This is a genomic window from Streptomyces lanatus (assembly GCF_014655715.1).
Taxonomy (GTDB): domain Bacteria; phylum Actinomycetota; class Actinomycetes; order Streptomycetales; family Streptomycetaceae; genus Streptomyces; species Streptomyces lanatus.
The window spans coordinates 115,555-140,118 of the sequence record NZ_BNBM01000014.1; the positions used below are offsets into that span (position 1 = coordinate 115,555).

Below are 24,564 nucleotides of genomic sequence, written 5' to 3' on the forward strand. Positions count from 1 at the left end.
TGTACGAAAATCGTCTGACTCGGAGGACTCGCATGCCCACCACGCCTCTTCCACGCCGCGTCGCGCGCATCGTCGCCGTCACGGCGCTCACCGCCGCGCTCACTCCGATCACCGGCATGCCGGCGGCGGGAGCCGCCCCGATGGCCCCCGGCGACAACGGCACTCTCAAGATCCACACGGCACCGTGGGACGGGGTCGCGCGGACGTCGTACGGGGACGCGATCGACGAGCCGAGGGTCTGCCGGTTCTACCTCGACGCGGCCAACTTCGAGACCATCACGGCCGTCACCTGGAACATCAGGACCCAGCCCCAGGTTCCGGCGGGCGCCACGCTGCAGGGGACCCTGAACCTCGCGGGCGGCATCGGCCACACCGAGGACCTCAATCTGCCCGACGGGCAGTACCAGCTGACGTGGACGTTCACCGGCATGACGGGCGGCCCGAGGGAGAAGAACTTCACGGTCGACTGCCGCGCCTCCATGTCGACGCCCTCGCCCGCCCCGCAGGGCGGCCCGCCCGCCGGTGGCGGTGGCATCGCCCGCGGTGAGGCCTTCACCACGGTCGCGGGTGCGGGTGCCGTGGGCCTGGTCGCGGTGGGCGGGGTGATGTGGTTCCGGCTCCGTCGCCGTTCGCATGGCGCGTAGAAGGCGACGCAGGCCCTGGTACCGGAGGCGGGCCTACCGCCTGGCGAGGACGGCCGTACTGACCGTCTCGCTGGTGGTGTTCTGCTTCCGGTGCAACCACGCGGCGCCCGGAGCCGGTACGGCCGCTCCGGGCGCCGCGGAGACATCCGAGGTCCGAGCCGCCGGCACCCGATCCGGTGCCGGCGGAGAGGGCACCGACGCCCGCCCCGGCACGGGCGGCACACCCACACCCACACCCACCGAACCACCCACCGGCCCCACGGTGCCGGCACCCACACCCAGCAGCGTCACATCGACCACCGGCCAGGCAACCGCGCCGGCCACCACCCTCACCACTCTCGCCAGCCCCCCGCCCCCACCCCCGCTCACCCCGTCACCTCCCCCCGCCACCCCCACCCCCAAGGCCACCAAAAAACGCCCCCACGGCCCCCGCACCCTGCCCCGCTCCCGCGCCACCCGCCTCGTCATCCCCTACATCAGCGTCGACGCCCCCCTGATGGACCTGCATCTCGACAACCAGCGGCGGCTGCCCGCGCCCCCGGAGGACGAGCCCAACCTGGTCGGCTGGTACGCGGACGGGCCCTCGCCCGGCGAGCAGGGGACGGCCGTCGCCGTGGGCCACCTCGACACCAACACCGGCCCCGCCGTCTTCGGCGGCCTCGGGGAACTCAAGCGCGGCAAACGCATCGAGATCCGGCGTGCCGACGGACGTACCGCTGTCTACTCCGTCGACGCCATCAAGACGTACGAGAAGGACAAGTTCCCCAACCGCGCCGTGTACGGCACCCGGGCCCGCCCCGAGCTGCGGCTGATCACCTGCGGCGGCACCTACAACCGCAGGACCGGCTACACCGGCAACGTCGTCGTCTACGCCCATCTCACCGCGACCCGTGAGGCGAAGAAGGGCGCGGGACGGCGCTGAACGCGGCCGTCCGGTTGTCCGCCTGGCGAACAGCCGCGCCCGATTCGGCCCGTTCCCTTCCCTCGGCCGCACACATTCCGTTAACTTCCGTGACTCACACGCCCCGTGCGACCCGCGCGCGGCGTTCGACCGCGGAGCACGCCTGAATGACCCCCCGGGGGCATCCGTCATGACACGCGCCATCTCCCTGCACGACGTGAGCAAGGCCTACACGCGAGGGGTCCGCGTCGTGGACCGGCTCTCGCTGGACATCGAGCCCGGGGAATTCCTCGTGCTGCTCGGACCCTCCGGCTGCGGCAAGTCCACCGTGCTCAGAATGATCGCCGGGCTGGAGGAGATCGACGAGGGCGAACTCCTGCTGGACGGCGAGTGGGCCAACGACCTGCTGCCCGCCGACCGGCGCATGGCGATGGTCTTCCAGAACTTCGCCCTCTACCCGAGCATGACCACCCGCGACAACATCGGCTTCCCGCTGCGCATCGAGTCACCGGGCGAGGACCCCAGCACCCGGGTCGACGCCACCGCCCGCATGCTGGGCATCGAGGACCTCCTCGACCGCTTCCCCGCCCAGCTCTCCGGCGGCGAACGCCAGCGCGTCGCCATGGGCCGGGCCATCGCCCGCCACCCCACCGCGTTCCTGATGGACGAGCCGCTGTCCAACCTCGACGCCAAGCTCCGCAACCATCTGCGCGCGGAGATCTCCGGCCTCACCCGGAAGCTGGGCGTCACCACGGTGTACGTCACCCATGACCAGGCCGAGGCGATGTCGCTCGGCGACCGGGTGGCCGTCCTGCGCGGCGGCGTCCTGCAGCAGGTCGGCACCCCCCGCTCGGTCTACGCGCTGCCCCGCAACGTCTTCGTCGCCGCCTTCATCGGCATCCCGCGCATCAATCTGCTGCGCGGCGTCGTGCGCGCCCCGCTCGACGGCGCGATGACCATCAGCCTGGGCAAGCAGTACCTCCGGCTGCCCGAACCCCTGTGCCTGGACCACCAGTTGCTGCGCGTGCAGCAGGGGCGCGAGGTCATCGTGGGCCTGCGCTCGGAGGCGGTCCGCATCGCCGAGCGCGCCGCCGCTCGCCCCGGCGAGGTGCACATCACCGGCCTGGTCGAGCATGTGGAGTTCCAGGGCCATGAGGTCCTCGTCCACTTCAACACCGGCTCCCGGCCCGCCGTCGTACCCGACCTGGAGGCCCCGCGCCCCGCGCCCCCGGTGCGGCGCCGGCGCCGGGACAACGGCAGGGTGCTCGACCGGCTCCGCAGCCGCGCGGGCGCGCTGCGCGCCGGGCCGGTCGTGACGCTGGAGCACCCGGCCGACGGTGCCGCCGACCCGGCACCGCCCGAGGGACGGCTGCCCGGCGACCTCATCGTCCGCACCACGCCCGACCTCGAACTCAGGCACGGAATGCAGGTCCCGCTCCTGGTCGACATCGCCCATCTGTTCGTCTTCGACCAGCACGGCGAACGCATCTGCCCGGCTCCGGCGAGACTGCCGGATCTGGAGGAATGACGCAGGGAGGACATCGGTAGTCATAGGTGCATGAATGTGCAACTCACCCGAACCCGGGCTTCCCTGGCGGCGGCCGGTCTGCTGCTGGCCATCGGGGCGCCGACCGCGTACGCCACCCTCGACGACACCGCCGTCGCGGTTCCGTCCCGGGGGGAGCCGTACATCGAGACCCAGTTGTTCTTCGGCACCGCACGCCCCGACGGCGGCCCCGCCGTCACCGACGAGCAGTTCATGGCCTTCGTCGACGAGGAGGTCACCCCGGACTTCCCGGACGGGCTCACCATCCAGGCCGGGCGGGGGCAGTGGCGGGACGCGAGCGGGGCGATCGAGAAGGAGCGGTCGTACGAACTGATCCTGCTCTACCCGCGGGCGCAGGCGCCGGGCAGTGACCGCCGGATCGAGGAGATCCGCCGCGCCTATGAGAAGGCCTTCGGGCAGGAGGCGGTGGGGAGGGTGGACGACGAGGCGCGCGTCGACTTCTGATGTCATGGGGTGCTGGTGCATAAAAACTATCACCGCTAGTTTGTGTGCCGGACGACCCTGACGACCCGCCCGGGAGGACGCGTGATGAAGGCACACGACGGCATGTACATCGACGGTGCCTGGCGGCCCGCCGCGGGCCGGGACGTGATCGAGGTGATCAATCCGGTCGACGAGCAGGTCATCGGCCGGGTCCCGGCCGGTACCGCCGCCGACGTCGACACCGCCGTACGCGCCGCCCGCGCCGCCCTCCCGGGCTGGGCCGCGACACCGCCGGCCGAGCGGGCCGCGCGGCTCACCGCCCTGCGTGACGTCCTCGACGCCCGCAAGGACGAGATCGCCGAGACCGTCACCGCCGAACTCGGCTCGCCGCTGAAGTTCTCGCAGGGGGTGCACGCGGGCGTGCCGATCGCGGTCGCGGGCTCCTACGCCGAGCTGGCGGCGACGTACGCCTTCGAGGAGAAGGTCGGCAACTCGACCGTGTACCAGGAGCCCATCGGCGTGGTCGGCGCGATCACGCCCTGGAACTACCCGCTCCACCAGATCGTCGCCAAGGCCGCCCCGGCGCTCGCGGCCGGCTGCACGGTCGTACTGAAGCCCGCCGAGGACACCCCGCTGGTCGCCCAGCTGTTCGCCGAGGCGGTCCACGAGGCGGGCCTGCCCGCGGGCGTCTTCAACCTGGTCACCGGCCTCGGCCCGGTCGCCGGCCAGGCGCTCGCCGAGCACCCGGGCGTCGACCTGGTCTCCTTCACCGGCTCCACGGCGGTGGGACGGCAGATCGGCGCGGTGGCGGGGGCGGCCGTCAAGAAGGTCGCCCTGGAACTCGGCGGCAAGTCCGCCAACGTCATCCTGCCCAGTGCCGACCTGGCCAAGGCGGTCAACGTCGGCGTCGCCAACGTCATGTCCAACTCGGGACAGACGTGCAGCGCCTGGACGCGGATGCTGGTCCACCGCGACCAGTACGACGAGGCCGTGGAGCTGGCCGCGGCCGCCGCCGCGAAGTACGGCGAGCGCATCGGCCCGGTGGTGAGCGCCAAGCAGCAGGAGCGGGTGCTCGGCTATGTCGGGAAGGGCGTCGCCGAGGGGGCGCGGCTGGTCGCGGGCGACACCGAAGCGCCGTACGAGAAGGGCTACTTCGTCAGCCCGACGGTCTTCGCCGAGGTGACGCCCGAGATGACGATCGCGCAGGAGGAGATCTTCGGCCCGGTCCTGTCGATCCTGCGCTACGAGGACGAGGACGACGCCCTGCGCATCGCCAACGGCACCGTCTACGGCCTCGCGGGCGCCGTGTGGGCGGGCGAGGAGGCGGAGGCGGTGGCCTTCGCGCGCCGGATGGACACCGGGCAGGTCGACATCAACGGCGGGCGTTTCAACCCGCTCGCGCCCTTCGGCGGCTACAAGCAGTCCGGCGTCGGACGCGAACTCGGCTCGCACGGCCTGTCCGAGTACCTCCAGACCAAGTCCCTGCAGTTCTGAGGAGCGTTCACATGGTTCGCGCTGCTGTTCTTCCGGCCGTGGGCGCTCCGCTGGAGATCACGGACATCGAGCTTCCCGACCCCGGCCCCGGCCAGGTCCGCGTCCGGCTCGCCGCGGCCGGCGTCTGCCACTCCGACCTGTCCCTGTCCGACGGCACCATGCGCGTCCCCGTGCCCGCGGTCCTGGGCCACGAGGGTGCGGGCACGGTCGTGGCCGTGGGGGAGGGGGTCACGCACATCGCCCCCGGCGACGGCGTCGTCCTCAACTGGGCCCCGTCGTGCGGGAGTTGCCATGCCTGCGGCCTCGGCGAGGTCTGGCTGTGCGCCAACGCCCTGAACGGCGCCGCCGACGTCTACGCCCGCACCGCCTCGGGCACCGATCTGCACCCCGGCCTGAACGTCGCCGCGTTCGCCGAGGAGACGGTCGTCAGGGCCGACTGCGCGCTGCCCCTCCCGGACGGCATCCCGCTCACCGACGCCGCCCTGCTGGGCTGCGCCGTCCTCACCGGCTATGGCGCCGTGCACCACTCGGCGCGGGTCCGCGCGGGGGAGACGGTCGCGGTGTTCGGTGTCGGCGGCGTGGGCCTGGCCGCCCTGCAGTCGGCCCGGATCGCGGGCGCGGCGAGGATCGTCGCCGTCGACGTCTCCCCGGCCAAGGAGGAGCTGGCACGCGTGGCCGGGGCCACCGACTACGTGGTCGCCTCCGAGAACACCGCCCGTGAGATCCGCGGCCTGACCGGCAAGCAGGGCGTGGACGTGGCCGTCGAGTGCGTGGGCCGCGCGGCGACGATCCGCACTGCCTGGGACTCCACCCGGCGCGGCGGGCGCACCACGGTCGTCGGCATCGGCGGCAAGGACCAGCAGGTCACCTTCAACGCCCTGGAGATCTTCCACTGGGGCCGCACCCTCTCCGGCTGCGTCTACGGCAACTCCGACCCGGCGCGCGACGTGCCGGTCCTCGCCGAGCACGTCCGGGCGGGCCGCCTGGACCTGGGCGCGCTGGTGACGGAACGGATCGCGCTGGAGGGGATCCCGGCGGCCTTCGAGAACATGCTCGCGGGCAAGGGAGGACGGGCGCTGGTCGTCTTCTAGCGCCCACTGCCGCACGCCCCGGCCTCCTCGCGAGACCGGGGCCTTCGGTGTGCCCACGACCGCTCATTCGTGCCATGTACAGGTAAAACTCCTGCTGTGCGACCCGTTGACGTCCATACCGTCCGGTCAGTACGTTCCCGGGAACCCGAGCCACCCCCCGTTCCGTCCCCGCACCCCCGGAGTGTGCACGCATGGACACGGCACCTTCCGCCCAGCCGCTCACCCCTACCGCTCCCGCCGTCGCCAACCGGCGCCGCGTGGCCACCGCGGCGGCGCTCGCCTCCGCCGTCGAGTGGTACGACTACTTCGTCTTCGGCATCGCCGCCGCCCTCGTGCTCGGCGATCTGTACTTCCCGGCGGGCAGCCCCACCGCCGGAGTGCTCGCCGCCTTCGCCACCTTCGCCGTCGGCTTCCTGGCCCGCCCCATCGGCGGCATCGTCGCCGGCCAGCTCGGCGACAAGCGCGGCCGCAAGCCCATGCTGGTCCTCGCGCTCACCCTCATGGGCATCGCCACCACCGGCATCGGCCTGCTCCCGACCTACGAGACCATCGGCGTCGCCGCCCCGATCCTGCTCGTCCTCCTGCGCATCGCCCAGGGCGTCGCCGTCGGCGCCCAGTGGGGCGGCGCCATGTTGATGGCCACCGAGTACGCCCCCAAGGGCAAGCGCGGTGTCTACGGCAGCGTCGTCCAACTCGGCGTCCCCATAGGCGTGGTGACCGCCAACTCGGTCTTCCTGCTCGCCGGGGCCTTCACCACCGACGCGCAGTTCGCGGCGTGGGGGTGGCGGGTGCCGTTCCTGATCGGCCTGTTCGTCCTCGCCCTCGCCTGGTACATCCACACCCGCGTCGAGGAGACCCCCGAATTCAAGGAGGCCGAGCGGGCGCTCGCGGAGAAGGAGAAGACGGAGCAGAGCAGCCCACTGCGCACGATCCTGCGCGGCCACCTCGGCACGGTCCTCCTCGCCGGCGGCTCCTTCGCCGTCAACACCGCGACCTTCTACATCCTGATCACCGGCGTCCTCGACTACACGACCCGCGAACTCGACATGGACAAGAGCGCGGTCCTCACCGTCTCGCTCTGCGTCAGCCTCACCCAGCTGGTGCTGATCCCGGCCGCCGCCGCGCTCTCCGACAAGATCGGCCGCATCCGCGTCTACGCGCTCGGGGCGGCGGGCATAGCCCTGTGGGCCGTACCGCTGTTCCTGCTCATCGACACCGGATCACTGCTGTGGCTGGCGGTCGGCTCCTTCGTCGCCAGCTGCTTCCTCAGCATCATGTACGGCCCCCAGGCGGCCCTGTTCGCCGAGCTGTTCACGCCCGAGATGCGCTACACCGGAGCCTCCCTCGGCTACCAGATCGCGGCCGTGCTCGGCGGCGGGCTCGCCCCCTTCATGATGGTGCTGCTGCTGGAGGCCTCGGGCACCTCCATGGCGGTGTCCGCGTACATCATCGGCCTCGCCGTGATCGCGCTGGCGTCCATCAAGGTCCTTGCGGACAGGGCGCGTTCACGCTGACTCACGGGTCTGCTCGGGTCGCGGCACGCTCGCCACGACCCGGGCGGACCGCGCCCGGGACCGCGACACGGCGACACCGGCCAGGCACAACGCGCCACCCGCCAGCGTGAGCAGCCCCGGCACCTCGCCGAGCGCCAGCCATGACATCAGCACGACCAGCGCGGGCACCGCGTACGTGGTCGCGCCCATGCGGCTCGCGGTCGTGCGGGCGAGGGCGTAGGCCCAGGTCGTGAAGGCGAGCGCCAGCGAGAAGACGCCCAGATAGACCAGGTTGAGGGTCGCGGACAGCGAGGCGTGGGCCGCGTCGTCGATGAGCTGCCCGGCGAAGGGCAGACAGAGCACCGCGCCGACCAGACAGCCGTACGTCGTCACCTGGAGCGGGCTCGCATGACCCAGCGCCGGCTTCTGCGCCACCACACCGCCCGCGTAGCCGACCGCGGCGAGCAGGCACAGCACCACGCCGAGCACCGAGGATCCGCCCTCGCCCGACATCGAAAGCCCCACGGCCACCGCCCCCGCGAACGACACCGCCATGCCCGCCAGCAGCCGCGGCGGCATCGGATCGCCGAGCAGCCGGGCGCCCAGCAGCGCGATGAGGATCGGCCCGATGTTCACCACGAGAGCCGCCGTACCGGCGTCCACCTGCTGCTCGCCCCAGTTCAGCACGACGCTGTAGAACCCGAACCACAGCAGCCCGGATATGGCGATCCCGGGCCAGGCCGCGCGGGACGGCAGCCCCTCCCGCCGTACGACGCAGATGAGCCCCAGCACCAGGGCACCGACGAGCAGCCGCCCCAGCGCCAGCGCGCCCGGCGAGTACTCCGCACCCGCGCTGCGGATGGAGACGAAGGCGGAGGCCCACATCACGACGGTGAAGGCGGCGGCGCCGGCGGCGAGCAGGTCGGGACGGCGGGCGGGCGAGGCGTTCATCATGCTCCAGAGGTTAGGGAGAGGGAGATTCGGAAGCTCGCGGATTTCGGACGGCTCGTTCGGCGTCCGCGGGTGTGCGGGGCGCTCAGCGCAACGTCGCCGACTCGATGCCCAGCAGCTCGGCCAGGGCCCGCTCACCCGCCGCCGTCACCTTCACGGCCCGCTCCGACCCGATCCGCACGCACCACTCCGCCTCCAGCGCATGCCGGCACAGGGCCGCGCCCGCGACGCCGGCCAGGTGGGGGCGGCGTTCCGTCCAGTCGAGGCAGGCGCGGGCCAGTGGGCGGCGGCCGGTGCGGTCGAGGTGGATCCCGGTGCTGTCGAACCAGCCGATGCCGTCGTCCGTCAGGGCGAACCCCGTGTCCTGGCGCAGCAGCCCGCGCGAGGTCAACGCGTCGGTGACCGCGATGCCGAGCCGCCCGGCGAGATGGTCGTAGCAGGTGCGGCCCCGCGCCATGGCGGACCCGGCGCTGGACTCCCGCAGGTTCCGCGGCCGTACGGTGGCGCTCGGCGACACCTGGGCGGCCAGTTCCTCGACCAGTTGCGCGACCCGGGCGTCGGCCAGCCGGACGTACCGGTGCCGTCCCTGCCGCTCCTCGGTGAGCAGTCCGCCCGCGACGAGCTTGCTCAGATGCTCGCTCAGCGTGGACGCGGCGACCCCGGCATGCCGCGCCAGCTCACCGGCGGTCCACGCCCGCCCGTCGAGCAGCGCCAGCAGACAGGCCGCCCGGGTCTCGTCGGCGATGAGCGAGGCGAGCCGGGCCAGCTGGGGTGCCTGGGGGTCCCTGGTGGTCATGCCTCCCAGCATGGAGCACGGACACTTCGGTGGACGCCGAAGCGTGCTACGGGGTGCGCCCGACCTGCTCGTACTGCCGGGCCAGCCCGTCCAGCAGCGCCGTCAGCCCCGTCTCGAAGGCCCGCTCGTCGATCTTCTCCTGTTGCTCGGCGAGAAGGTGGGCCTGGCCGAGGTGCGGGTAGTCGGCGGGGTCGTACGCGCTCGCGTCGTCCACGAAACCCCCGGCGAACGAGCCGAGCGCCGAGCCCATGATGAAGTACCGCATCAGCGCGCCGATGGAGGTGGCCTGCGCCGGTGGCCAGCCCGCCGCCACCATCGCCCCGTAGACGGCGTCGGCGAGCCGCAGCGCGGCCGGACGGCGGCCAGGGCCGCGGGCGAGGACCGGGACGATGTTGGGGTGGTCGCGCAGGGCCGCACGGTAGGAGACGGCCCAGTCGTGCAGCGCGGTCCGCCACTCCCGGCCGTCCTCGAACATCGACAGATCGACCTGGGCGCTCACCGAGTCGGCGACGGCCTCCAGGATCTCGTCCTTGGTGCGGAAGTGGTTGTACAGCGACGGTCCGCTCACGCCCAGCTCGGCGGCGAGCCGGCGCGTGGAGACGGCCGACAGGCCCTCCGCGTCCACGAGTTCGCGGGCCGTCTCGACGATCCGGTCGTAGCTGAGCAGGGGCTTGCGCGGTCGGGCCATGGCGCACATAGTAGGGCTGCCCAACGGAAACTAGCAGTGCTAATTTAAATGTACGGCTTTCAAGTGTGCGGCTTTCAATGGGGTGACTTTGCATGAACCTGGAGCTCAGCGAGGAGCAGACCGCCGTCCGCCGGCTCGCCCGGGACTTCGTGGACCGCGAGATCGCCCCGCACGTCGTCACCTGGGACCGGGAGGAGGAAGTGGACCGGTCCATCGTCAAGAAGCTCGGCGAGGTCGGCTTCCTGGGGCTGACGATCGACGAGGAGTACGGCGGCTCCGGCGGCGACCACCTCGCGTACTGCCTGGTCACGGAGGAGCTGGGGCGCGGTGACTCCTCGGTGCGCGGGATCGTGTCGGTCTCCCTGGGCCTGGTCGCCAAGACCATCGCGGCGTGGGGGAGCGAGGAGCAGCGGCGCCGCTGGCTGCCGGGGCTCACCTCGGGCGAGCTGGTCGGCTGCTTCGGCCTCACCGAACCGGGCACCGGCTCCGACGCCGGCAACCTCACCACGCGCGCGGTCCGGGACGGCGGCGACTACGTCCTCAACGGCACCAAGATGTTCATCACGAACGGCACGTGGGCGGACGTCGTCCTGCTCTTCGCCCGCTCCACCGACGCGCCCGGCCACAAGGGTGTGACCGCCTTCCTCGTCCCGACCGACACCCCCGGCCTGACCCGCCGCACCATCCACGGCAAGCTCGGCCTGCGCGGCCAGGCCACCGCCGAGCTGGTCCTCCAGGACGTGCGCGTGCCCGCGTCGGCCATGCTGGGGGAGGAGGGCAAGGGCTTCTCCGTCGCCATGTCGGCCCTGGCCAAGGGACGGATGTCGGTCGCCGCGGGCTGCGTCGGCATAGCCCAGGCCGCACTGGACGCGGCGGTCCGTCACGCGGGCGAGCGCGAGCAGTTCGGCAAGCCGATCGCCCGCCACCAACTGGTCCAGGAACTCATCAGCGACATCGCCGTCGACGTGGACGCGGCACGGCTGCTGACCTGGCGGGTCGCCGACCTGATCGACCGCGGGCAGCCCTTCGCCGTCGAGTCCTCCAAGGCCAAGCTCTTCGCCTCGGAGGCCGCCGTACGCGCCGCCAACAACGCCCTCCAGGTCTTCGGCGGTTACGGCTACATCGACGAGTTCCCGGCGGGCAAGCTGCTGCGCGACGCCCGGGTGATGACCCTCTACGAGGGCACGAGCCAGATCCAGAAACTGCTCATCGGGCGGGCGCTGACGGGGGTTTCGGCGTTCTGAGCCGTATTGTCGTCCGCCATAGACGAGACCTGAGTACCTGTCTGAGTACTTCGGCGGATGTGGCGGGTGCCACAATCGCCGACCCTGTTCCCCATGAGTGACGCATCGGGCAAGCAGCAGAACACCGCCGCCTTCTACGGCCAGGCCGTGGCCTCCTTCGCGGTCGCCATGGCCGCGACCGCCATCGGCATCTTCAAGCTGAACGCCGACGCCTGGGTGCGTGCCTTCCTCGGCATCGCCGTTCTGTACCTCGTCACCTCCGCCTTCACCCTCGCCAAGGTGATCCGGGACCGGCAGGAGGCGACGGAGCGCGCGTACCACCCCTTCGAAAAGCTCTGACGGGCCACGCTAAGCGACCGCTCACCTTGGGCGGTATGGTGGTTCCTCTGTCTTCGAGAGGGGCGAGTGAGCGATGAGTACGGCGGAGGAGACGGCCGGCGGCGAGACGTCGGCCTGGGCCGAGGTCACCCCCGACGCGGCCCGGCGGCTGCTGATCGCCGCCGTGGAGGCCTTCGCCGAGCGCGGCTACCACGCCACGACGACCCGTGACATCGCGGGCCGCGCGGGCATGAGCCCGGCCGCGCTCTACATCCACTACAAGACCAAGGAAGAGCTGCTCCACCGCATCAGCAGGATCGGCCACGAGAAGGCCCTCGACATCCTGCGCACGGCGGCCCACCGCGAGGGCACCCCGGCCGAGCGGCTCGCCGACGCCGTGAGCTCCTTCGTGCGCTGGCACGCCGGGGGGCGCACCACCGCGCGGGTCGTGCAGTACGAGCTGGACTCGCTCGGCCCGGACGCCCGCGCCGAGATCCTCGCGCTGCGGCGGCAGTGCGACGCCGAGGTGCGCGCGATCATCCAGGACGGGGTGGCCGCCGGTGACTTCGACGTGCTGGACGTGAAGGGCACGACCCTCGCCGTCATGTCGCTGTGCATCGACGTGGCCCGCTGGTTCAACGTCGACGGCCCCTGGACGCCGGACGAGGTCGGCGCGCTGGACGCCGACCTCGTGCTGCGGATGGTGGGAGCGAAGTAGGGCTCCGCCTGATCGGTCCCCTCTGCTACAGGTAGTAGCGCGAGACGGACTCGGCGACGCAGACCGGCTTGTCCCCGCCCTCGCGCTCCACCGTGAAGGCGACGGACACCTGCACGCCGCCCGCCACATCCTCGACGCCGGTGATGGCGGCGGTGGCGCGCAGTCGGGAGCCGACGGGCACCGGGGCGGGGAAACGCACCTTGTTCGTCCCGTAGTTGACGCCCATCTTCACGCCCTCGACCGTGATGAGCTGGGGGCCGAAGAGCGGCAGCAGGGAGAGCGTGAGATACCCGTGGGCGATGGTGGTGCCGAAGGGTCCGGCGGCGGCCTTCTCGGGGTCGACATGGATCCACTGGTGATCACCGGTCGCGTCCGCGAACAGATCGATCCGCTTCTGGTCGACCTCCAGCCAGTCGGTGTACCCCAGCTGCTCGCCCACCGCCGACTTCAGGTCGTCGACGGAGGTGAAGATCCTCGGCTCTGCCATGTCCCGGCCTCCCGCGTCACGTATGCCAATGTCTAAGCAACTGCTTAGCATGCTAGGTGCCGGGGTCTCTGTCAACGGACCCGGGCCGTGACGAGGTAGGTAGGTTTGGGGGGTGCCCCAGATCCCCGAGAAGATCCACGAGCTCACGGTCGGCCAGCTCTCCGCCCGGAGCGGCGCCGCCGTGTCCGCCCTGCACTTCTACGAGTCCAAGGGCCTGATCACCAGCCGCCGCACCGCCGGCAACCAGCGCCGCTACTCCCGTGACACCCTGCGCCGGGTCGCCTTCGTCCGGGCCGCCCAGCGCGTCGGCATCCCCCTGGCCACCATCCGTGACGCCCTCGCCGAACTCCCCGAGGAGCGGACCCCCACCCATGAGGACTGGGCCCGCCTGTCCGAGGCCTGGCGCTCCGAACTCGACGAACGCATCAAGCAACTGAACCGGCTCCGCGACCACTTGACCGACTGCATCGGTTGCGGGTGCCTGTCGTTGGACACCTGCGTGCTGTCCAACCCGGACGATGTGTTCGGCGACCGGCTCACGGGGTCGCGGCTGATGGTGGAGCGAGGGGGCGGCGGGAGTCGGGGGCGGGGGGCCTAGGGGCGGGCTCGGGGCTTGGGGCCGGACGGCGGCTGCGGGCGGGCGGGGGCTGGTCGCGCAGTTCCCCGCGCCCCTAGGGACGTTGCAGTGCGGCCCACCCCCAGCTTGCGGTGCCCCCGCCTCACTCGTACTCCGTCCCACCCCTCCGCGTCAGATAAGCCGGGCTCACCGCCTTCGCGATCGCCCGTCCCCCGGTCACCGCGCTGTACCGCTCCGCGGCCGGCCGTATCACCACGCCCTCCCGCAGATGCAGTTCCCGCCCGGACACCGTCTCCCGGCCGCTCGCGACCTCCAGCACCCGCTCGATGTCGAAGGGGCCCTCGAACAGCCTTGGCGCCAAGGGCAGTTCACCCTCCAGCACCTCCGCCGCGTCCAGCCATCGCACCCGGCCGTCGATCTCCGCGGACACGTCGAACGCGGCGTACCCCAGAGTCTCCCGCCGCCCGTCGGCGCCGTACGTCAGGTCCTGCACCCCCGCGCCGAACACCTCACCGAAGATCCCGACCCGTCGCGCCCCGAGCCGCTCGGCCAGCCGGGCCGCAATCTCGGCCACGCCGTGCCCCCGCACCGCGCGCCAGTACAGGTTCCGCGACTCCTCCCGCAGGGCCAGCGACTTCGAACCGAAGCCCTTGGAGGACACGAACACCCGGTCCTCGTCGGCGACATACGTCAGCAGGCACGCCGAACCGTGCAGCTTCTCCGTCAGCACCACCGGCTCGCCCGGCGTGAAGATGTCCGGATACCGCTGGATGTTCTCGATGTCGACCCACGGCAGCAGATCCGGCGCCGACTCCACCTCACCGGACATCGTCGGCGGGATCGGCGGCACCCACTTGGTGATCCCGAGCAGTTCGGCGAAGTCGGTCGCGTCCGCGGCCGCCCGCGTCAGATCCACGTCGGCCAGCGCCCTCGGCCGGCACACGATGCCCTGCGACAGCTCACCGCGCAGACGCACCGCCTTGACCCGGTCGGCGCCGCTGCCCGCCAGTCGCCCGGTCAGCCCCAGCTCCTCGATCAGCCCGACCGGGAGGACGGCCTGCTCGGGGATGTACACGGCGGCCTCGCCGGTGCGGTACATGCCCTTGGCGACGACGGCGCGGTACAGCCCCACCTGGGCCAGTTCCAGCGCGTCGGCGTTCGGATGTTCATGAACGGTCAGCACTTCGGCGGTGACGCGCAGCGTCGACATGAGGGCGCTCCTTCAGGTCCTCGGTTCTCGTTTCATCGCCCCCAACTGTCCGTACGAGAAAGGGATGGAGCGAGTGCATTTCCCCCTGCTATGGGCCTGCTACGGGCGCGACGCCCGGCCGTAGCCAGCCAGCGCCTCCGTCACCAACTGGGCGTTGGACAGGGCCTGTTCACCATCCGGCAGGAGCAGTGTGTCCTCCAGGCCGATCCGCGTCGCCAGCCCCAGCCGCCCCGCCAGCCTCAGCACCGGCCACGCGCCCCCGTCCTCCCCGTGCAGCAGCACCGGGCGGCCGAACGCCGGGCCCAGGGCGGTGAGCAGTGCGCGCGCGGTCGCCTCGGCCGTCTCCGCCGCGGTGTCCGTCACCTCCGCGAGCACACGCAGCACCCTCGGCCCCAGCGGTGACACGGCGAACCGCGCCGCCCCCTCCGTCCCGGACCAGATGCCCGCCTCCACGCCCACGCCCCGCTCCAGCAGCGCCGCCGCCAGGTCCTCGGCACCCGGCTCATGCCAGTTGACCGAGGCGTGGTCCGGCAGAACGGTCCAGCTCCTGACGCTCCCCCACGCTCGAACAGACTCGCGCGGGGGCACCCCCATCAGTCGCGCCCGCGGATCCGGCTCCGCCCACGCGCCCGTCGTCACACCGACCGGCACCGACACCCGGGCCCGTATCGCCTCCAGCGTCGGCGCGAGCACGCGCGGCGACAGGCTGTCCTGGCCGCAGGGGGTCTTGGGGTGGACATGGATGTCCGTGGCCCCGGCCGCGACGGCCTCGGCCGCGGCGTCGGCCAGCGCCTGTGGCGAGAGCGGCACCACCGCACCGTCGCCCGCCCCTCGGGGCCCGTTCAGACACACCTGGATCATGTCTCGATGGTGCCAGTCACCACTGACAACGCCGGGGGGAGAAAAGTCGGCAAAGTGAGGTCAGCAAAGGGGGTGCGGCATCCCCGGCGCACCCCCGCCGTACTAGGCGGACACCAGCATCCGCCGTCCGCGCCTGGCCTCCGCCAGGGCCTCGGGTGTGAGAACCGGACGCGGAACCACGATCCCGCACTCCGTGCAGACCGGGCCCGACGACGGTTCATGGGCCAGGTCGTACATCCAGATCAGCCGCCCCCCGCGGCACACCGGGCACTCCGAGCCCGGTTCGCGCTCCAGCGCGGAGATCAGTCGGCGCAGCACCTCGGCCAGGGGTTCATGCGGGTGCACCCGGGGGTCGTCGCACCAGGCGACTCCGAAACCGCCCCAGGTCAGCCGGTGCCAGTCGTCCACGGTGCCCGGCCTGCGCAGTCCGTCGTGCTTCTCCTTCTTGCGTCGCTCGGCGAACTCGACCTCGTAGGCCAGCCAGACCGAACGCGCTTCTTCCAGTTCCTCCAACGCGGCCACGAGCCGCGCCGGGTCGGGGGACCGGTCCTCCGGACCGAATCCCGCCCGGGAGCACAAGTGGTCCCAGGTCGCCCTGTGCCCGTAGGGAGCGAATCGCTCAAGGCACTTGCGCAGCGAATAGCGCCGTAGCGCCAGATCGCACCTCTGGTCTCGCACCTGTCTCGCCAGACTCCGGAAACCGGCCATCGCCCTGCACCTCCGTCACATCTGCACCTGTACTTCGGTCACTTCGGCGTCACCGCACGGACTTCGCGCGGCGTTGACGAATAGACGTATCGACATGCGATTCGGCTCCCTCCGAACTCCATCCGATTTCCGATGACCTCCATGTGGCGGCTCCTGGTGGTTTCCAGCGGGCTACGAGTGGCTTGCAGTGGCTGAAAAAGTGACGCATGTTCACCTTCAATCCCGGGGATACCGCCGGTAACACTCTCGGCCCACCCCCATCGGCAGGAGCTGCCATGCCACGACGAACCCCACGCAACGCGCTGGACAGACTGAGAACTCCCGGCAGATTCCCCGGGTTCCTGAAGGCCGCATCCGTATGCGCGCTGATTACCGGACTTTTGTCGCCCCTTTCCACGGCGGCCATGGCCCCGCAGGCGGCGGCGGCCGAGGCCGCAGCCGCGAACGACCACTGCGGCAACCAGTGCTCCGACATCCTGCCGCCGGGCCAGAACGGCAATGCCACCCTCGCCCAGATCCTGCTCAACCAGGCCTTCGGTACCCAGCCCGAGCACGCCGAGGACCAGCTCGGGCCCTACGCCGGCCTGGCCACCGGATACTCCGGCCTGACCAATGCGACGATCAACAACTTCTTCAACGACGCCTCGTTCGGCGTTCCCTCCGATCAAGTCGCCTCCACCGTCAAACCCGCCGGGCGCGGCGATGTGACGATCGTCCGTGACAAGAAGACGGGTGTGCCGCACATCACCGGTACCACCAGATACGGCACGGAGTTCGGTGCGGGCTATGCCGCCGCCCAGGACCGGCTGTGGCTGATGGACGTTTTCCGCCACGTCGGACGCGGCCAGCTGACCGCCTTCGCGGGCGGCGCGCCCTCCAATCAGGGCCTTGAGCAGCAGTTCTGGCGCAATGCGCCGTACACCGAGGCCGATCTCCAGGCCCAGATCGACAACGCCGTCGCCTCCAACGGCGAGCGCGGCAAGCTGGCCCTCGACGACGCCAAGGCCTATCTCGACGGCATCAACGCCTACATAGACGCCTCCGACAGCGGCCGCTACTTCCCCGGCGAGTACGTCCTGACCGGCCACAAGGACTCCATCACCAACGCCGGCACGATCGAGCACTTCAAGCAGACCGACCTGGTCGCACTCGGCTCCGTCATCGGCGCCCTGTTCGGCTCCGGAGGCAGCGGCGAGGTCAGCAACGCGCTCTCCCTGCTGGCCGCCCAGGAGAAGTACGGCGTCGCGGAGGGCACCGAGGTCTGGGAGTCGTTCCGTGAGCGCAACGACCCCGAGGCCGTCGTCACCGTCCACGACAAGAGCTTCCCGTACGCCACCAAGCCCGCCGATCCACAGGGCGAGGCCCTGCCCGACGCCGGCTCGGTGAGCGAGGAACAGCTCGTCTACGACCGTACGGGCAGCGCCAGCGGCACCACCGCGACGACGGCCTCCACCACGGCCGCCGCCACCGCCATGACCTCGGCAAAGCGCGGCATGTCCAACGCCCTCGTGGTCGGCGGCAAGCACACCGCCAGCGGCCACCCGGTCGCCGTCTTCGGCCCGCAGACCGGCTACTTCGCCCCCCAGCTGCTCCTGCTGCAGGAGATCCAGGGCCCGGGCATCAGCGCCCGCGGCGCCTCCTTCGCGGGCCTGAGCATGTACGTCGAGCTGGGCCGCGGCCAGGACTACTCGTGGAGCGCCACGACCTCCGGCCAGGACATCATCGACACCTACGCCGTCGAGCTGTGCCAGGACGACCACCACTACCTCTACCGCGGCACCTGCACGGCGATGGACAAGGTCGAGCAGAAGAACGCCTGGAAACCGACGACCGCCGACAGCACCCCCGCGGGCTCGTACACGATGCGGGTCTGGCGCACCAAGTACGGTCCCGTCACCCACCGCGCCACCGTCGGCGGCAAGAAGGTCGCCTACACCACCCTGCGCTCCTCCTATATGCACGAGGCCGACTCGATCATCGGCTTCCAGATGCTGAACGACCCCGACTACGTCAAGGGGCCCGAGGACTTCCAGAAGGCGGCGCAGCACATCAACTACACCTTCAACTGGTTCTACGCCGACTCCGAGCACACCGCGTACTACAACAGCGGCAACAACCCGGTCCGCGCGACCGGCGTCGACGCGGAGTTCCCGGTGTGGGCGCAGCCGGCGTACGAGTGGCGGGGCTGGGACCCGGCGACGAACACGGCGGACTACACCCCGCCCTCGGCCCACCCCAACTCCATCGACCAGGACTACTACATCTCCTGGAACAACAAGCAGGCCAAGGACTACACGACCGCGCCCTGGGGCGACGGCTCGGTGCACCGCGGCAACCTGCTGGAGAGCCGGGTGAAGAAGCTGGTCGCCGCGGGCGGTGTGACCCGCGCCTCGCTGGTCAAGGCGATGGCCGAGGCGGGCCTCGCCGATCTGCGGGCCGAGGACGTGGTGCCGGACCTGCTCAAGGTCGTCAACAGCTCGACCGTGACCGACCCCACAGCCGCCGCGGCGGTGACCAAGCTCCAGACGTGGCTGTCGGCGGGCGGCAAGCGCACCGAGACATCGGCCGGCTCGAAGACGTACGCCAACGCCGATGCCGTCCGCATCCTGGACGCGTGGTGGCCGCTGCTGGTCAAGGCCGAGTTCGAACCCGGCCTCGGCAGTGAGCTGTACACCGCGATGACCGCGAGTCTGCCCATCGACGAGTCCCCGTCGGCCGCGCACGGCCCGACCGGCTCGCACGCCGGAAGCTCCTTCCAGTACGGCTGGTGGAGCTACGTCGACAAGGACATCCGGGCCGTCCTGGGCGAGTCCGTGCAGGGCCCGCTGGCGCGGAAGTACTGCGGCGGCGGCAGCCTCGGCGCCTGCCGGGACATCCTCATCAGCACCCTGAAGGAGGCGGCCGGAAAGACCGCGGCCCAGGTGTACCCGGGCGACGACCAGTGCTCGGCGGGCGACCAGTGGTGCGCCGACTCGATCGTCCAGCGCACCCTGGGCGGCATCAAGCACGGCAAGATCAGCTGGCAGAACCGGCCTACGTACCAGCAGGTCGTGGAGTTCACCTCACACCGGTGACGAGTCAGTGGCGGCGGGTCACTTGATGCGGCCCGCCGCCAGCACCAACTGCGCCAGCTCACGGTGCACGACGTCGCTGTGGGCTCCGGCCGGCGGCCCGCCCCGCTTGACGACCCCCGCCGCGTCGACGTTGACACACCCCGTGGCCGGCAGCTTCGCCTTCAGCGCGTCGGCCAGCTTGTACGACGTCGTCCCGGGCACCGCCTGCACCCCGTCGTGCCCCATCGCACCCCACTTGGCCCCCAGCATCCGCCCGATGTCCAGGGCCGCGACCCCACGCGCGTCCCCCGCCATCCGGGAGGCCAGCGGATACATCGTGGAGAGCGCCGAGTCGTGCCGTGAGTAGCAGCACACCAGCGGCCCGTCGATCCGGTTGTGCTGGCCCTCCAGGACACCGCCCGCGCGGGAGTCGTGCGGCAGCCGGGACGCGAACGCGTAGTGCGAGAAGGCGCCCTGGAGCAGGGTCACCGACTTCACCGTCCGCACCCCCTTCGGCAGCCCCCGCAGCGCGAACGACACCAGCCGCGCCCCGAAACTGTGCCCCACCAGATGCACCCGCACCTCGGGCGAGCGCGCGGCCAGCTGCCCGACCACCCGGCCGAGCCCGCGCTCACCCACGGTCCCCGCGCGCCGTTTCATGGCGTAGTACGTCGCCTGCCGCAGCAACTCGTGCGCGCCCTCCCACGGATTCGGCAGCGAGAACGACGCCACACCGCCGGACGCCTCGTCCGGCGCTTCGAGAAGCGTCAGCGCCTGCGCGAACTCCTCGCACACGGCCGCGGTCGGGCCCGAGAAGATGTCCGGCGCGTCCTGCGGCATCCCCTCGCACAGCGTGTCCGCCGCGAACAGCGCCTGCGGCCCCGGCGGCACGACATCCACCAGCATCCGCACCAGCCGCCCGAACTCCTCCAACTCGGCCTCCTCGCGCGGCTGCTGGTCCAGCAGCCGCGCGATCTGGTCGATCACGGTCGCCCGCCCCGGGAACGTCTCCAGCAGCGCGTGCCGCGTGTCCTTGTCGAGCACCGGCCGCCGCGGCTGCTCGGCCGCCACCGCCCGCGGAAAGTCGGGGATCGGCTCGTCCGAGAACCGCATCGAGGGCCACACCACACCGGCGTACCCGATCCTCGCCTTCGGCGCGAGCCGCGGGATCGACGCGAAGAAGCCGTCGTAGAGCCGGGTCGCGCCGGAGCGGTCGTTGTTCCAGCCGTGCGCGAAGACGATCAGATCACGGACGTGCCGCTCGGCCACCCCGGCCAGCAGCCGGTCCCGTTTCCCGGCGTCCGGGTCCCCGTCCGCGTCGAAGGTCAGCTCCCAGTAGGGAGTCACGCTCATTGCCGGATCCGCCATGACAGGCCCCCTCGGCCCCCGAAGTGGTGCGATACGGGCGCATCGTCCTGCTACCGGGCGGGAATGGCCATACGTCTTCACCCATCAGAGGCACCCGACGGGGGCGCTCATTTGTACAGCAGGTACTCCTTGCGCATCCGCCGGAACGCCGACAGCTCCTGCCGCCAGTCCGCCACCACCTCGTCGGCGTCCGCACCCGCGTCGATCAGGGTGCGGACCCGGGTGTCACCGGTGAGCTTGTCGATCCAGTTGTCGGGGCGCCAGGCGAAGCCGCTCCAGACCTTCTTGGCGGTCACGAGCAGGGCGATCCCGGTGCGGACGGGGTCGTACGCCGCCCGGTCGTGCACATGGAGCTGTACGCCGCCGATGGTCTTGCCCTGGAACTTGGAGAACGTCGGCGCGAAGTACGCCTCCCTGAAGTGCACGCCGGGAAGGGCGAGTTCATTGACCGCCGCCGCCCAGCGTCCGTCGATGCCCTCCGCGCCGAGCAGTTCGAAGGGACGGGTGGTGCCGCGGCCCTCCGAGAGGTTGGTGCCCTCGAAGAGACAGGTGCCGGAGTAGACGAGTGCGGTGTCCGGCGTCGGCATGTTCGGGCTCGGCGGCACCCAGGGCAGACCCCAGGCGTCGTAGAACGCGGACCGCTTCCAACCCGTCATCCGTACGGTCTCCAAGGGGACGGGGGCCTTGAGGAACTCCCCGTTGAACAGCCGCGCCAGCTCAGCGACCGTCATACCGTGCGCCTGCGAGATGGGCTGCCGGCCGACGAAAGTGGCGAATTCCTTGTGCAGAACCGGGCCTTGGGCCGCCCGGCCGGTCACCGGGTTCGGCCGGTCCAGTACGACGAAGCGCTTACCGGCGAGCTGGGCCGCCTCCATGCAGTCGTACAGGGTCCAGATGTACGTGTAGAAGCGGGCGCCCACGTCCTGGATGTCGAAGACGATCGTGTCCACGCCGGAGGCGGTGAAGATGTCGGCGAGGGGCTGACCGCTCTTGAGGTACGTGTCGTAGACGGGGAGGCCGGTCGCGGGGTCGTCGTAGCGCCCTTCGGAGCCGCCTGCCTGGGCGGTGCCGCGGAAGCCGTGTTCGGGGCCGAAGACGGCCCTCAGGTTCACCCTTTCGTCGGCGTGCATGACGTCTACGATGTGGCGGACGTTCCTGGTCACGCCGGTGGGGTTGGTGACGACGCCGACTTTTTGGCCGTCGAGGACGGAGTAGCCGTCGGCGGAGAGCCGCTCGAAGCCGGTCCGTAGGTTTCCGGTGCGCTCGGCTGCCGCCGCTGCCGAAGGTAGGGATGCTGCTGCCGTTGTCGCTGCGAGGAGGGCTCGTCTGGATAGGCGCATGGGGTGCACGGTATTGCTGCCGCAGGTTTGGGGGGAAGGTGGCGGTGCTTCGTGGCTTGTCGCGCCCACGCGGCGGAGCCGCATATCGATACAGCCCCGCGCCCCTGAGGGGGTTGCAGTTACCCTTCCCTGCTACATACCGACCGGTTAGTCTGGGCCTCGCAAGGGAGCCGCAGTCGAAGGAGATCGATGGTGGAAGCCGTTCAAGGTGCCGGAGTCGTCGTTACCGGGGCTGGGGGTGGCATCGGGGCGGCTCTTGCCCGGCGCTTCGCGGCCGAGGGCGCTCGCGTCGTCGTCAATGACCTGGATGCGGGCAAGGCCGAGACCGTCGCCCGTGAGATCGGCGGCATCGCCGTCCCCGGTGACGCCTCCGCCATCGTCGGCGACGCACGGGACGCGCTCGGCGGTGTCGTCGATGTCTACTGCGCCAACGCCGGGGTCGCCTTCGGCGGGCCGGATCTCGAGGACCTCGGCGACGAGAAGGCATGGTCGCTGTCCTGGGACGTCAATGTCATGGCTCATGTGCGGGCCGCGCACGCCCTCTTTCCCGCCTGGCTGGAGCGCGGCAGCGGACGCTTCGTCTCCACCGTCTCCGCCGCCGGGCTGCTCACCATGATCGGGGCCGCGCCCTACGCCGTAACCAAGCACGGGGCTTATGCCTTCGCCGAGTATCTGTCGCTGACCTACCGCCATCGTGGGATCAAGGTGCACGCCATCTGCCCGCAGGGCGTGCGCACCGACATGCTGGACGCCACCGGCAGCGCCGGTGACCTGGTGCTCAAGCCGACCGCCATCGCGCCGGAGGACGTGGCGGACGCCCTGTTCAAGGGGATGGAGGAGGACCGTTTCCTGATCCTGCCGCACCCCGAGGTCGCCGGTTTCTACGAGGCGCGGGCCGCCGGGCCCGACCGCTGGCTGAGCGGTATGAACCACATCCAGCAGAAGTGGGAGGAGGCCCGGTGACCGGATCCCGGTACGCGGCCAAGCCCTGGCTGGCCCGGCTCAGCGACGCCCAGCGCGCCCGGATAACCCCCGCCGACTCCCTGGTGCACGCCCTGCGCCGGGCCGCCGCCGAGACCCCCGAACGGGACTTCCTCGCCTACTTCGACGGCCGTCTGACCTACCGCGAGACCGACGAGCTCAGCGACTCCGTCGCCGGGCACCTCGCCGCGCGCGGTCTGGAGCGCGGTGACCGGGTGGCGGTCCTGCTGCAGAACTCCCCGCACTTCGTGCTCGCCGTGCTCGGCGCCTGGAAGGCGGGGGCGGTCGTCGTGCCCGTCAACCCGATGTACAAGTCGGGGGAGGTCGCCCATGTCCTGCGGGACGGCGAGGTGGCCGCGCTGATCTGCTCCGACCGGGCCTGGGAGACGTATCTGCGCGATACGGCCGCCGAGTCGCCGGTGCGGATCGTGCTCACCGGGTGCGAGCTGGACTTCCAGAGCCGGGACGACGCGCGGGTCCTGAGCTTTGAGCGGCTCCCGCAGGCCGACGACGCCGACGACCTCGCCGCCGTCGCCCGCGCGGGCCACAAGGCGCCGGACGGCCGCGACGCCGGCCCGGCCGACATCGCGCTGATCAGCTACACCTCGGGCACCAGCGGCACGCCCAAGGGCGCCACCAACACGCACGGCAACATCATGTACAACGCCGAGCGGCAGCGGACGGGGCTCGGGCTGCCCGAGTCGCCCGTGTACTTCGCGCTGGCGCCGCTGTTCCACATCACCGGGATGGTCGCCCAGTTCGCCGCCTGCCTCAACAGCGCGGGCCGGCTCGTGCTGGCGTACCGCTTCGAGGCGGGCGTCGTGCTGGAGGCGTTCGCCGAGCACGCCCCGCACTACACCGTCGGCCCCTCGACCGCCTTCATGGCACTGGCCGCCCACCCCGACGTCAGCCGCGAGCACTTCGCGTCCTTCGTCAACATCTCCTCCGGCGGCGCCCCGCTGCCGCCCGCGCTGGTGGAGAAGTTCCGGGCCGGCTTCGGGCCGTACATCCGCAACGGCTACGGCCTGACCGAGTGCACCGCCCCCTGCGCCTCCGTGCCGCCCGGCCTGGAGGCCCCCGTCGACCCCGTCTCCTGGACGCTCGCCGTGGGGGTGCCGGGACCCGAGACCGTCGTACGGATCGTCGACGACCAGGGGCAGGAGGTCCCCTTCGGTGAGCAGGGCGAGATCCTCGTACGGGGGCCGCAGGTCGTGCCCGGCTACTGGCGGCGCCCCGAAGCCACCGCCGAGACCTTCCCCGACGGGGAGCTCCGCACCGGTGACATCGGCTTCATGGACGCCGAGGGGTGGCTGTACGTCGTCGACCGCAAGAAGGACATGATCAACGCGTCCGGCTTCAAGGTGTGGCCGCGCGAGGTCGAGGACGTGCTCTACACCCACCCGGCGGTGCGCGAGGCGGCCGTCGTCGGGGTGCCCGACGGGTATCGCGGCGAGACCGTCAAGGCGTACATCAGCCTCCGTCCGGGTGCCGAAACCGACCCCGACGCACTCGCCGCGTACTGCCGGGAGAGACTGGCCGCTTACAAATATCCGCGTCAGGTGGAGATCCTGCCCGACTTGCCCAAGACGGCAAGTGGGAAGATCCTCCGGCGGGAACTCCGTTCCCACGCGAACGACGGCTAGACAGCAAG

At 71.2% G+C, this 24,564-nt stretch carries 23 protein-coding genes; 14 read left to right on the plus strand and 9 right to left on the minus strand.

The annotated features are described in order from the left end of the window. Positions 1–32: 32 nt before the first annotated feature. From IE325_RS31165 to IE325_RS31195, 7 genes are all read left to right on the plus strand, one after another. Positions 33–644 (plus strand): hypothetical protein, encoded by a 612-nt coding sequence (locus tag IE325_RS31165; protein WP_190073456.1) that lies wholly within the window; start codon positions 33–35, stop codon positions 642–644. Then, on the plus strand, positions 634–1,566 hold the full coding sequence (locus IE325_RS31170; RefSeq protein WP_190073457.1) for a class F sortase: 933 nt from the start codon (positions 634–636) through the stop codon (positions 1,564–1,566). The genes IE325_RS31165 and IE325_RS31170 overlap by 11 nt, the downstream gene beginning before the upstream one ends. A 169-nt stretch (positions 1,567–1,735) precedes the next feature. Then, positions 1,736–3,073, plus strand: a complete 1,338-nt coding sequence (locus IE325_RS31175) for an ABC transporter ATP-binding protein (RefSeq protein ID WP_190073458.1) — start codon at positions 1,736–1,738, stop codon at positions 3,071–3,073. Between the two features lie 30 nt (positions 3,074–3,103). Further along, on the plus strand, positions 3,104–3,556 hold the full coding sequence (locus IE325_RS31180; RefSeq protein ID WP_190073459.1) for a DUF3574 domain-containing protein: 453 nt from the start codon (positions 3,104–3,106) through the stop codon (positions 3,554–3,556). An 84-nt stretch (positions 3,557–3,640) separates the two neighbouring features. Then, positions 3,641–5,029, plus strand: coding sequence for an aldehyde dehydrogenase family protein (locus tag IE325_RS31185; RefSeq protein WP_190073460.1), 1,389 nt, complete (start codon positions 3,641–3,643; stop codon positions 5,027–5,029). An 11-nt stretch (positions 5,030–5,040) separates the two neighbouring features. Further along, positions 5,041–6,120: a Zn-dependent alcohol dehydrogenase gene (locus tag IE325_RS31190; RefSeq protein WP_190073461.1), complete on the plus strand. Its 1,080-nt coding sequence runs from the start codon at positions 5,041–5,043 to the stop codon at positions 6,118–6,120. 191 nt (positions 6,121–6,311) lie between these two features. Next, positions 6,312–7,634 carry an MFS transporter gene (locus IE325_RS31195; RefSeq protein WP_190073462.1) on the plus strand — a complete coding sequence of 441 codons (1,323 nt, stop codon included), beginning with the start codon at positions 6,312–6,314 and terminating at the stop codon, positions 7,632–7,634. Here the strand turns inward: IE325_RS31195 and IE325_RS31200 are convergent. The 3 genes from IE325_RS31200 to IE325_RS31210 form a co-directional block, all read right to left on the minus strand. Continuing rightward, positions 7,626–8,564: a DMT family transporter gene (locus tag IE325_RS31200; protein ID WP_190073596.1), complete on the minus strand. Its 939-nt coding sequence runs from the start codon at positions 8,562–8,564 to the stop codon at positions 7,626–7,628. The two genes, IE325_RS31195 and IE325_RS31200, sit on opposite strands and share 9 nt — an antisense overlap. Positions 8,565–8,649: 85 nt before the next feature. Continuing rightward, on the minus strand, positions 8,650–9,360 hold the full coding sequence (locus IE325_RS31205) for an ArsR/SmtB family transcription factor (protein ID WP_229912135.1): 711 nt from the start codon (positions 9,358–9,360) through the stop codon (positions 8,650–8,652). 46 nt (positions 9,361–9,406) lie between these two features. Beyond that, positions 9,407–10,048 carry a TetR/AcrR family transcriptional regulator gene (locus IE325_RS31210; protein WP_190073464.1) on the minus strand — a complete coding sequence of 214 codons (642 nt, stop codon included), beginning with the start codon at positions 10,046–10,048 and terminating at the stop codon, positions 9,407–9,409. Between the two features lie 92 nt (positions 10,049–10,140). Between IE325_RS31210 and IE325_RS31215 the strand changes: the two genes are divergently transcribed. The 3 genes from IE325_RS31215 to IE325_RS31225 all read left to right on the plus strand — a co-directional run bounded on the left by IE325_RS31215 (position 10,141) and on the right by IE325_RS31225 (position 12,328). Further along, the gene (locus IE325_RS31215; RefSeq protein WP_190073465.1) at positions 10,141–11,292 is read left to right on the plus strand and encodes an acyl-CoA dehydrogenase family protein; all 1,152 of its coding nucleotides are present in this window, start codon (positions 10,141–10,143) and stop codon (positions 11,290–11,292) included. Between the two features lie 93 nt (positions 11,293–11,385). Beyond that, entirely contained in the window at positions 11,386–11,631 is a 246-nt protein-coding gene (locus IE325_RS31220) for a YiaA/YiaB family inner membrane protein (protein WP_190073466.1), read from the plus strand. 73 nt (positions 11,632–11,704) lie between these two features. Next, positions 11,705–12,328, plus strand: a complete 624-nt coding sequence (locus IE325_RS31225; protein ID WP_190073467.1) for a TetR/AcrR family transcriptional regulator — start codon at positions 11,705–11,707, stop codon at positions 12,326–12,328. 25 nt (positions 12,329–12,353) lie between these two features. On the opposite strand, the gene IE325_RS31230 is transcribed toward IE325_RS31225, so the two are convergent. Continuing rightward, entirely contained in the window at positions 12,354–12,815 is a 462-nt protein-coding gene (locus IE325_RS31230; RefSeq protein ID WP_190073468.1) for a MaoC family dehydratase, read from the minus strand. A 112-nt stretch (positions 12,816–12,927) separates the two neighbouring features. Here IE325_RS31230 and soxR point away from each other — a divergent pair, with 112 nt between their 5' ends. Then, complete coding sequence (gene soxR, locus IE325_RS31235) at positions 12,928–13,413, plus strand: redox-sensitive transcriptional activator SoxR (protein ID WP_190073469.1); 486 nt, start codon at positions 12,928–12,930, stop codon at positions 13,411–13,413. A gap of 121 nt (positions 13,414–13,534) precedes the next feature. Here soxR and IE325_RS31240 read toward each other — a convergent pair whose 3' ends face one another. From IE325_RS31240 to IE325_RS31250, 3 genes are all read right to left on the minus strand, one after another. Continuing rightward, positions 13,535–14,602: an RNA ligase (ATP) gene (locus tag IE325_RS31240; RefSeq protein WP_190073470.1), complete on the minus strand. Its 1,068-nt coding sequence runs from the start codon at positions 14,600–14,602 to the stop codon at positions 13,535–13,537. 99 nt (positions 14,603–14,701) lie between these two features. After that, positions 14,702–15,463 (minus strand): 3-keto-5-aminohexanoate cleavage protein, encoded by a 762-nt coding sequence (locus tag IE325_RS31245; RefSeq protein ID WP_190073471.1) that lies wholly within the window; start codon positions 15,461–15,463, stop codon positions 14,702–14,704. 102 nt (positions 15,464–15,565) lie between these two features. After that, positions 15,566–16,171 (minus strand): hypothetical protein, encoded by a 606-nt coding sequence (locus IE325_RS31250; protein WP_190073472.1) that lies wholly within the window; start codon positions 16,169–16,171, stop codon positions 15,566–15,568. Positions 16,172–16,446: 275 nt separating this feature from the next. Here IE325_RS31250 and IE325_RS31255 point away from each other — a divergent pair, with 275 nt between their 5' ends. After that, positions 16,447–19,245 (plus strand): penicillin acylase family protein, encoded by a 2,799-nt coding sequence (locus IE325_RS31255; RefSeq protein WP_190073473.1) that lies wholly within the window; start codon positions 16,447–16,449, stop codon positions 19,243–19,245. 18 nt (positions 19,246–19,263) lie between these two features. On the opposite strand, the gene IE325_RS31260 is transcribed toward IE325_RS31255, so the two are convergent. Both IE325_RS31260 and IE325_RS31265 read right to left on the minus strand, forming a co-directional pair. Then, positions 19,264–20,592: a serine-threonine protein kinase gene (locus tag IE325_RS31260; protein ID WP_190073474.1), complete on the minus strand. Its 1,329-nt coding sequence runs from the start codon at positions 20,590–20,592 to the stop codon at positions 19,264–19,266. A gap of 107 nt (positions 20,593–20,699) precedes the next feature. Then, positions 20,700–21,932 (minus strand): exo-beta-N-acetylmuramidase NamZ family protein, encoded by a 1,233-nt coding sequence (locus tag IE325_RS31265; RefSeq protein ID WP_190073475.1) that lies wholly within the window; start codon positions 21,930–21,932, stop codon positions 20,700–20,702. Between the two features lie 189 nt (positions 21,933–22,121). On the opposite strand from IE325_RS31265, the gene IE325_RS31270 reads away from it, so the two are divergent. Both IE325_RS31270 and IE325_RS31275 read left to right on the plus strand, forming a co-directional pair. Beyond that, on the plus strand, positions 22,122–22,895 hold the full coding sequence (locus IE325_RS31270) for an SDR family oxidoreductase (RefSeq protein ID WP_190073476.1): 774 nt from the start codon (positions 22,122–22,124) through the stop codon (positions 22,893–22,895). Further along, positions 22,892–24,556, plus strand: a complete 1,665-nt coding sequence (locus IE325_RS31275) for a class I adenylate-forming enzyme family protein (protein WP_190073477.1) — start codon at positions 22,892–22,894, stop codon at positions 24,554–24,556. Before IE325_RS31270 ends, IE325_RS31275 begins: the two co-directional genes overlap by 4 nt. The last annotated feature ends 8 nt before the right edge of the window (positions 24,557–24,564 follow it).

Bases quoted from the DNA above. Each gene is read 5' to 3' on its own strand.
- IE325_RS31270 (WP_190073476.1), top strand. From the start codon at position 22,122: ATGGTGGAAGCCGTTCAAGGTGCCGGAGTCGTCGTTACCGGGGCTGGG.
- IE325_RS31185 (WP_190073460.1), top strand. From the start codon at position 3,641: ATGAAGGCACACGACGGCATGTACATCGACGGTGCCTGGCGGCCCGCC.
- IE325_RS31215 (WP_190073465.1), top strand. From the start codon at position 10,141: ATGAACCTGGAGCTCAGCGAGGAGCAGACCGCCGTCCGCCGGCTCGCC.
- IE325_RS31200 (WP_190073596.1), bottom strand. From the start codon at position 8,564: ATGAACGCCTCGCCCGCCCGCCGTCCCGACCTGCTCGCCGCCGGCGCC.
- IE325_RS31195 (WP_190073462.1), top strand. From the start codon at position 6,312: ATGGACACGGCACCTTCCGCCCAGCCGCTCACCCCTACCGCTCCCGCC.
- IE325_RS31180 (WP_190073459.1), top strand. From the start codon at position 3,104: ATGAATGTGCAACTCACCCGAACCCGGGCTTCCCTGGCGGCGGCCGGT.
- IE325_RS31265 (WP_190073475.1), bottom strand. From the start codon at position 21,932: ATGCGCCTATCCAGACGAGCCCTCCTCGCAGCGACAACGGCAGCAGCA.
- IE325_RS31175 (WP_190073458.1), top strand. From the start codon at position 1,736: ATGACACGCGCCATCTCCCTGCACGACGTGAGCAAGGCCTACACGCGA.
- IE325_RS31240 (WP_190073470.1), bottom strand. From the start codon at position 14,602: ATGTCGACGCTGCGCGTCACCGCCGAAGTGCTGACCGTTCATGAACAT.
- IE325_RS31210 (WP_190073464.1), bottom strand. From the start codon at position 10,048: ATGGCCCGACCGCGCAAGCCCCTGCTCAGCTACGACCGGATCGTCGAG.
- IE325_RS31170 (WP_190073457.1), top strand. From the start codon at position 634: ATGGCGCGTAGAAGGCGACGCAGGCCCTGGTACCGGAGGCGGGCCTAC.
- IE325_RS31255 (WP_190073473.1), top strand. From the start codon at position 16,447: ATGCCACGACGAACCCCACGCAACGCGCTGGACAGACTGAGAACTCCC.
- IE325_RS31245 (WP_190073471.1), bottom strand. From the start codon at position 15,463: ATGATCCAGGTGTGTCTGAACGGGCCCCGAGGGGCGGGCGACGGTGCG.
- IE325_RS31225 (WP_190073467.1), top strand. From the start codon at position 11,705: ATGAGTACGGCGGAGGAGACGGCCGGCGGCGAGACGTCGGCCTGGGCC.
- IE325_RS31250 (WP_190073472.1), bottom strand. From the start codon at position 16,171: ATGGCCGGTTTCCGGAGTCTGGCGAGACAGGTGCGAGACCAGAGGTGC.
- IE325_RS31190 (WP_190073461.1), top strand. From the start codon at position 5,041: ATGGTTCGCGCTGCTGTTCTTCCGGCCGTGGGCGCTCCGCTGGAGATC.
- IE325_RS31205 (WP_229912135.1), bottom strand. From the start codon at position 9,360: ATGACCACCAGGGACCCCCAGGCACCCCAGCTGGCCCGGCTCGCCTCG.
- IE325_RS31230 (WP_190073468.1), bottom strand. From the start codon at position 12,815: ATGGCAGAGCCGAGGATCTTCACCTCCGTCGACGACCTGAAGTCGGCG.
- IE325_RS31260 (WP_190073474.1), bottom strand. From the start codon at position 20,592: ATGGCGGATCCGGCAATGAGCGTGACTCCCTACTGGGAGCTGACCTTC.
- IE325_RS31220 (WP_190073466.1), top strand. From the start codon at position 11,386: ATGAGTGACGCATCGGGCAAGCAGCAGAACACCGCCGCCTTCTACGGC.
- IE325_RS31165 (WP_190073456.1), top strand. From the start codon at position 33: ATGCCCACCACGCCTCTTCCACGCCGCGTCGCGCGCATCGTCGCCGTC.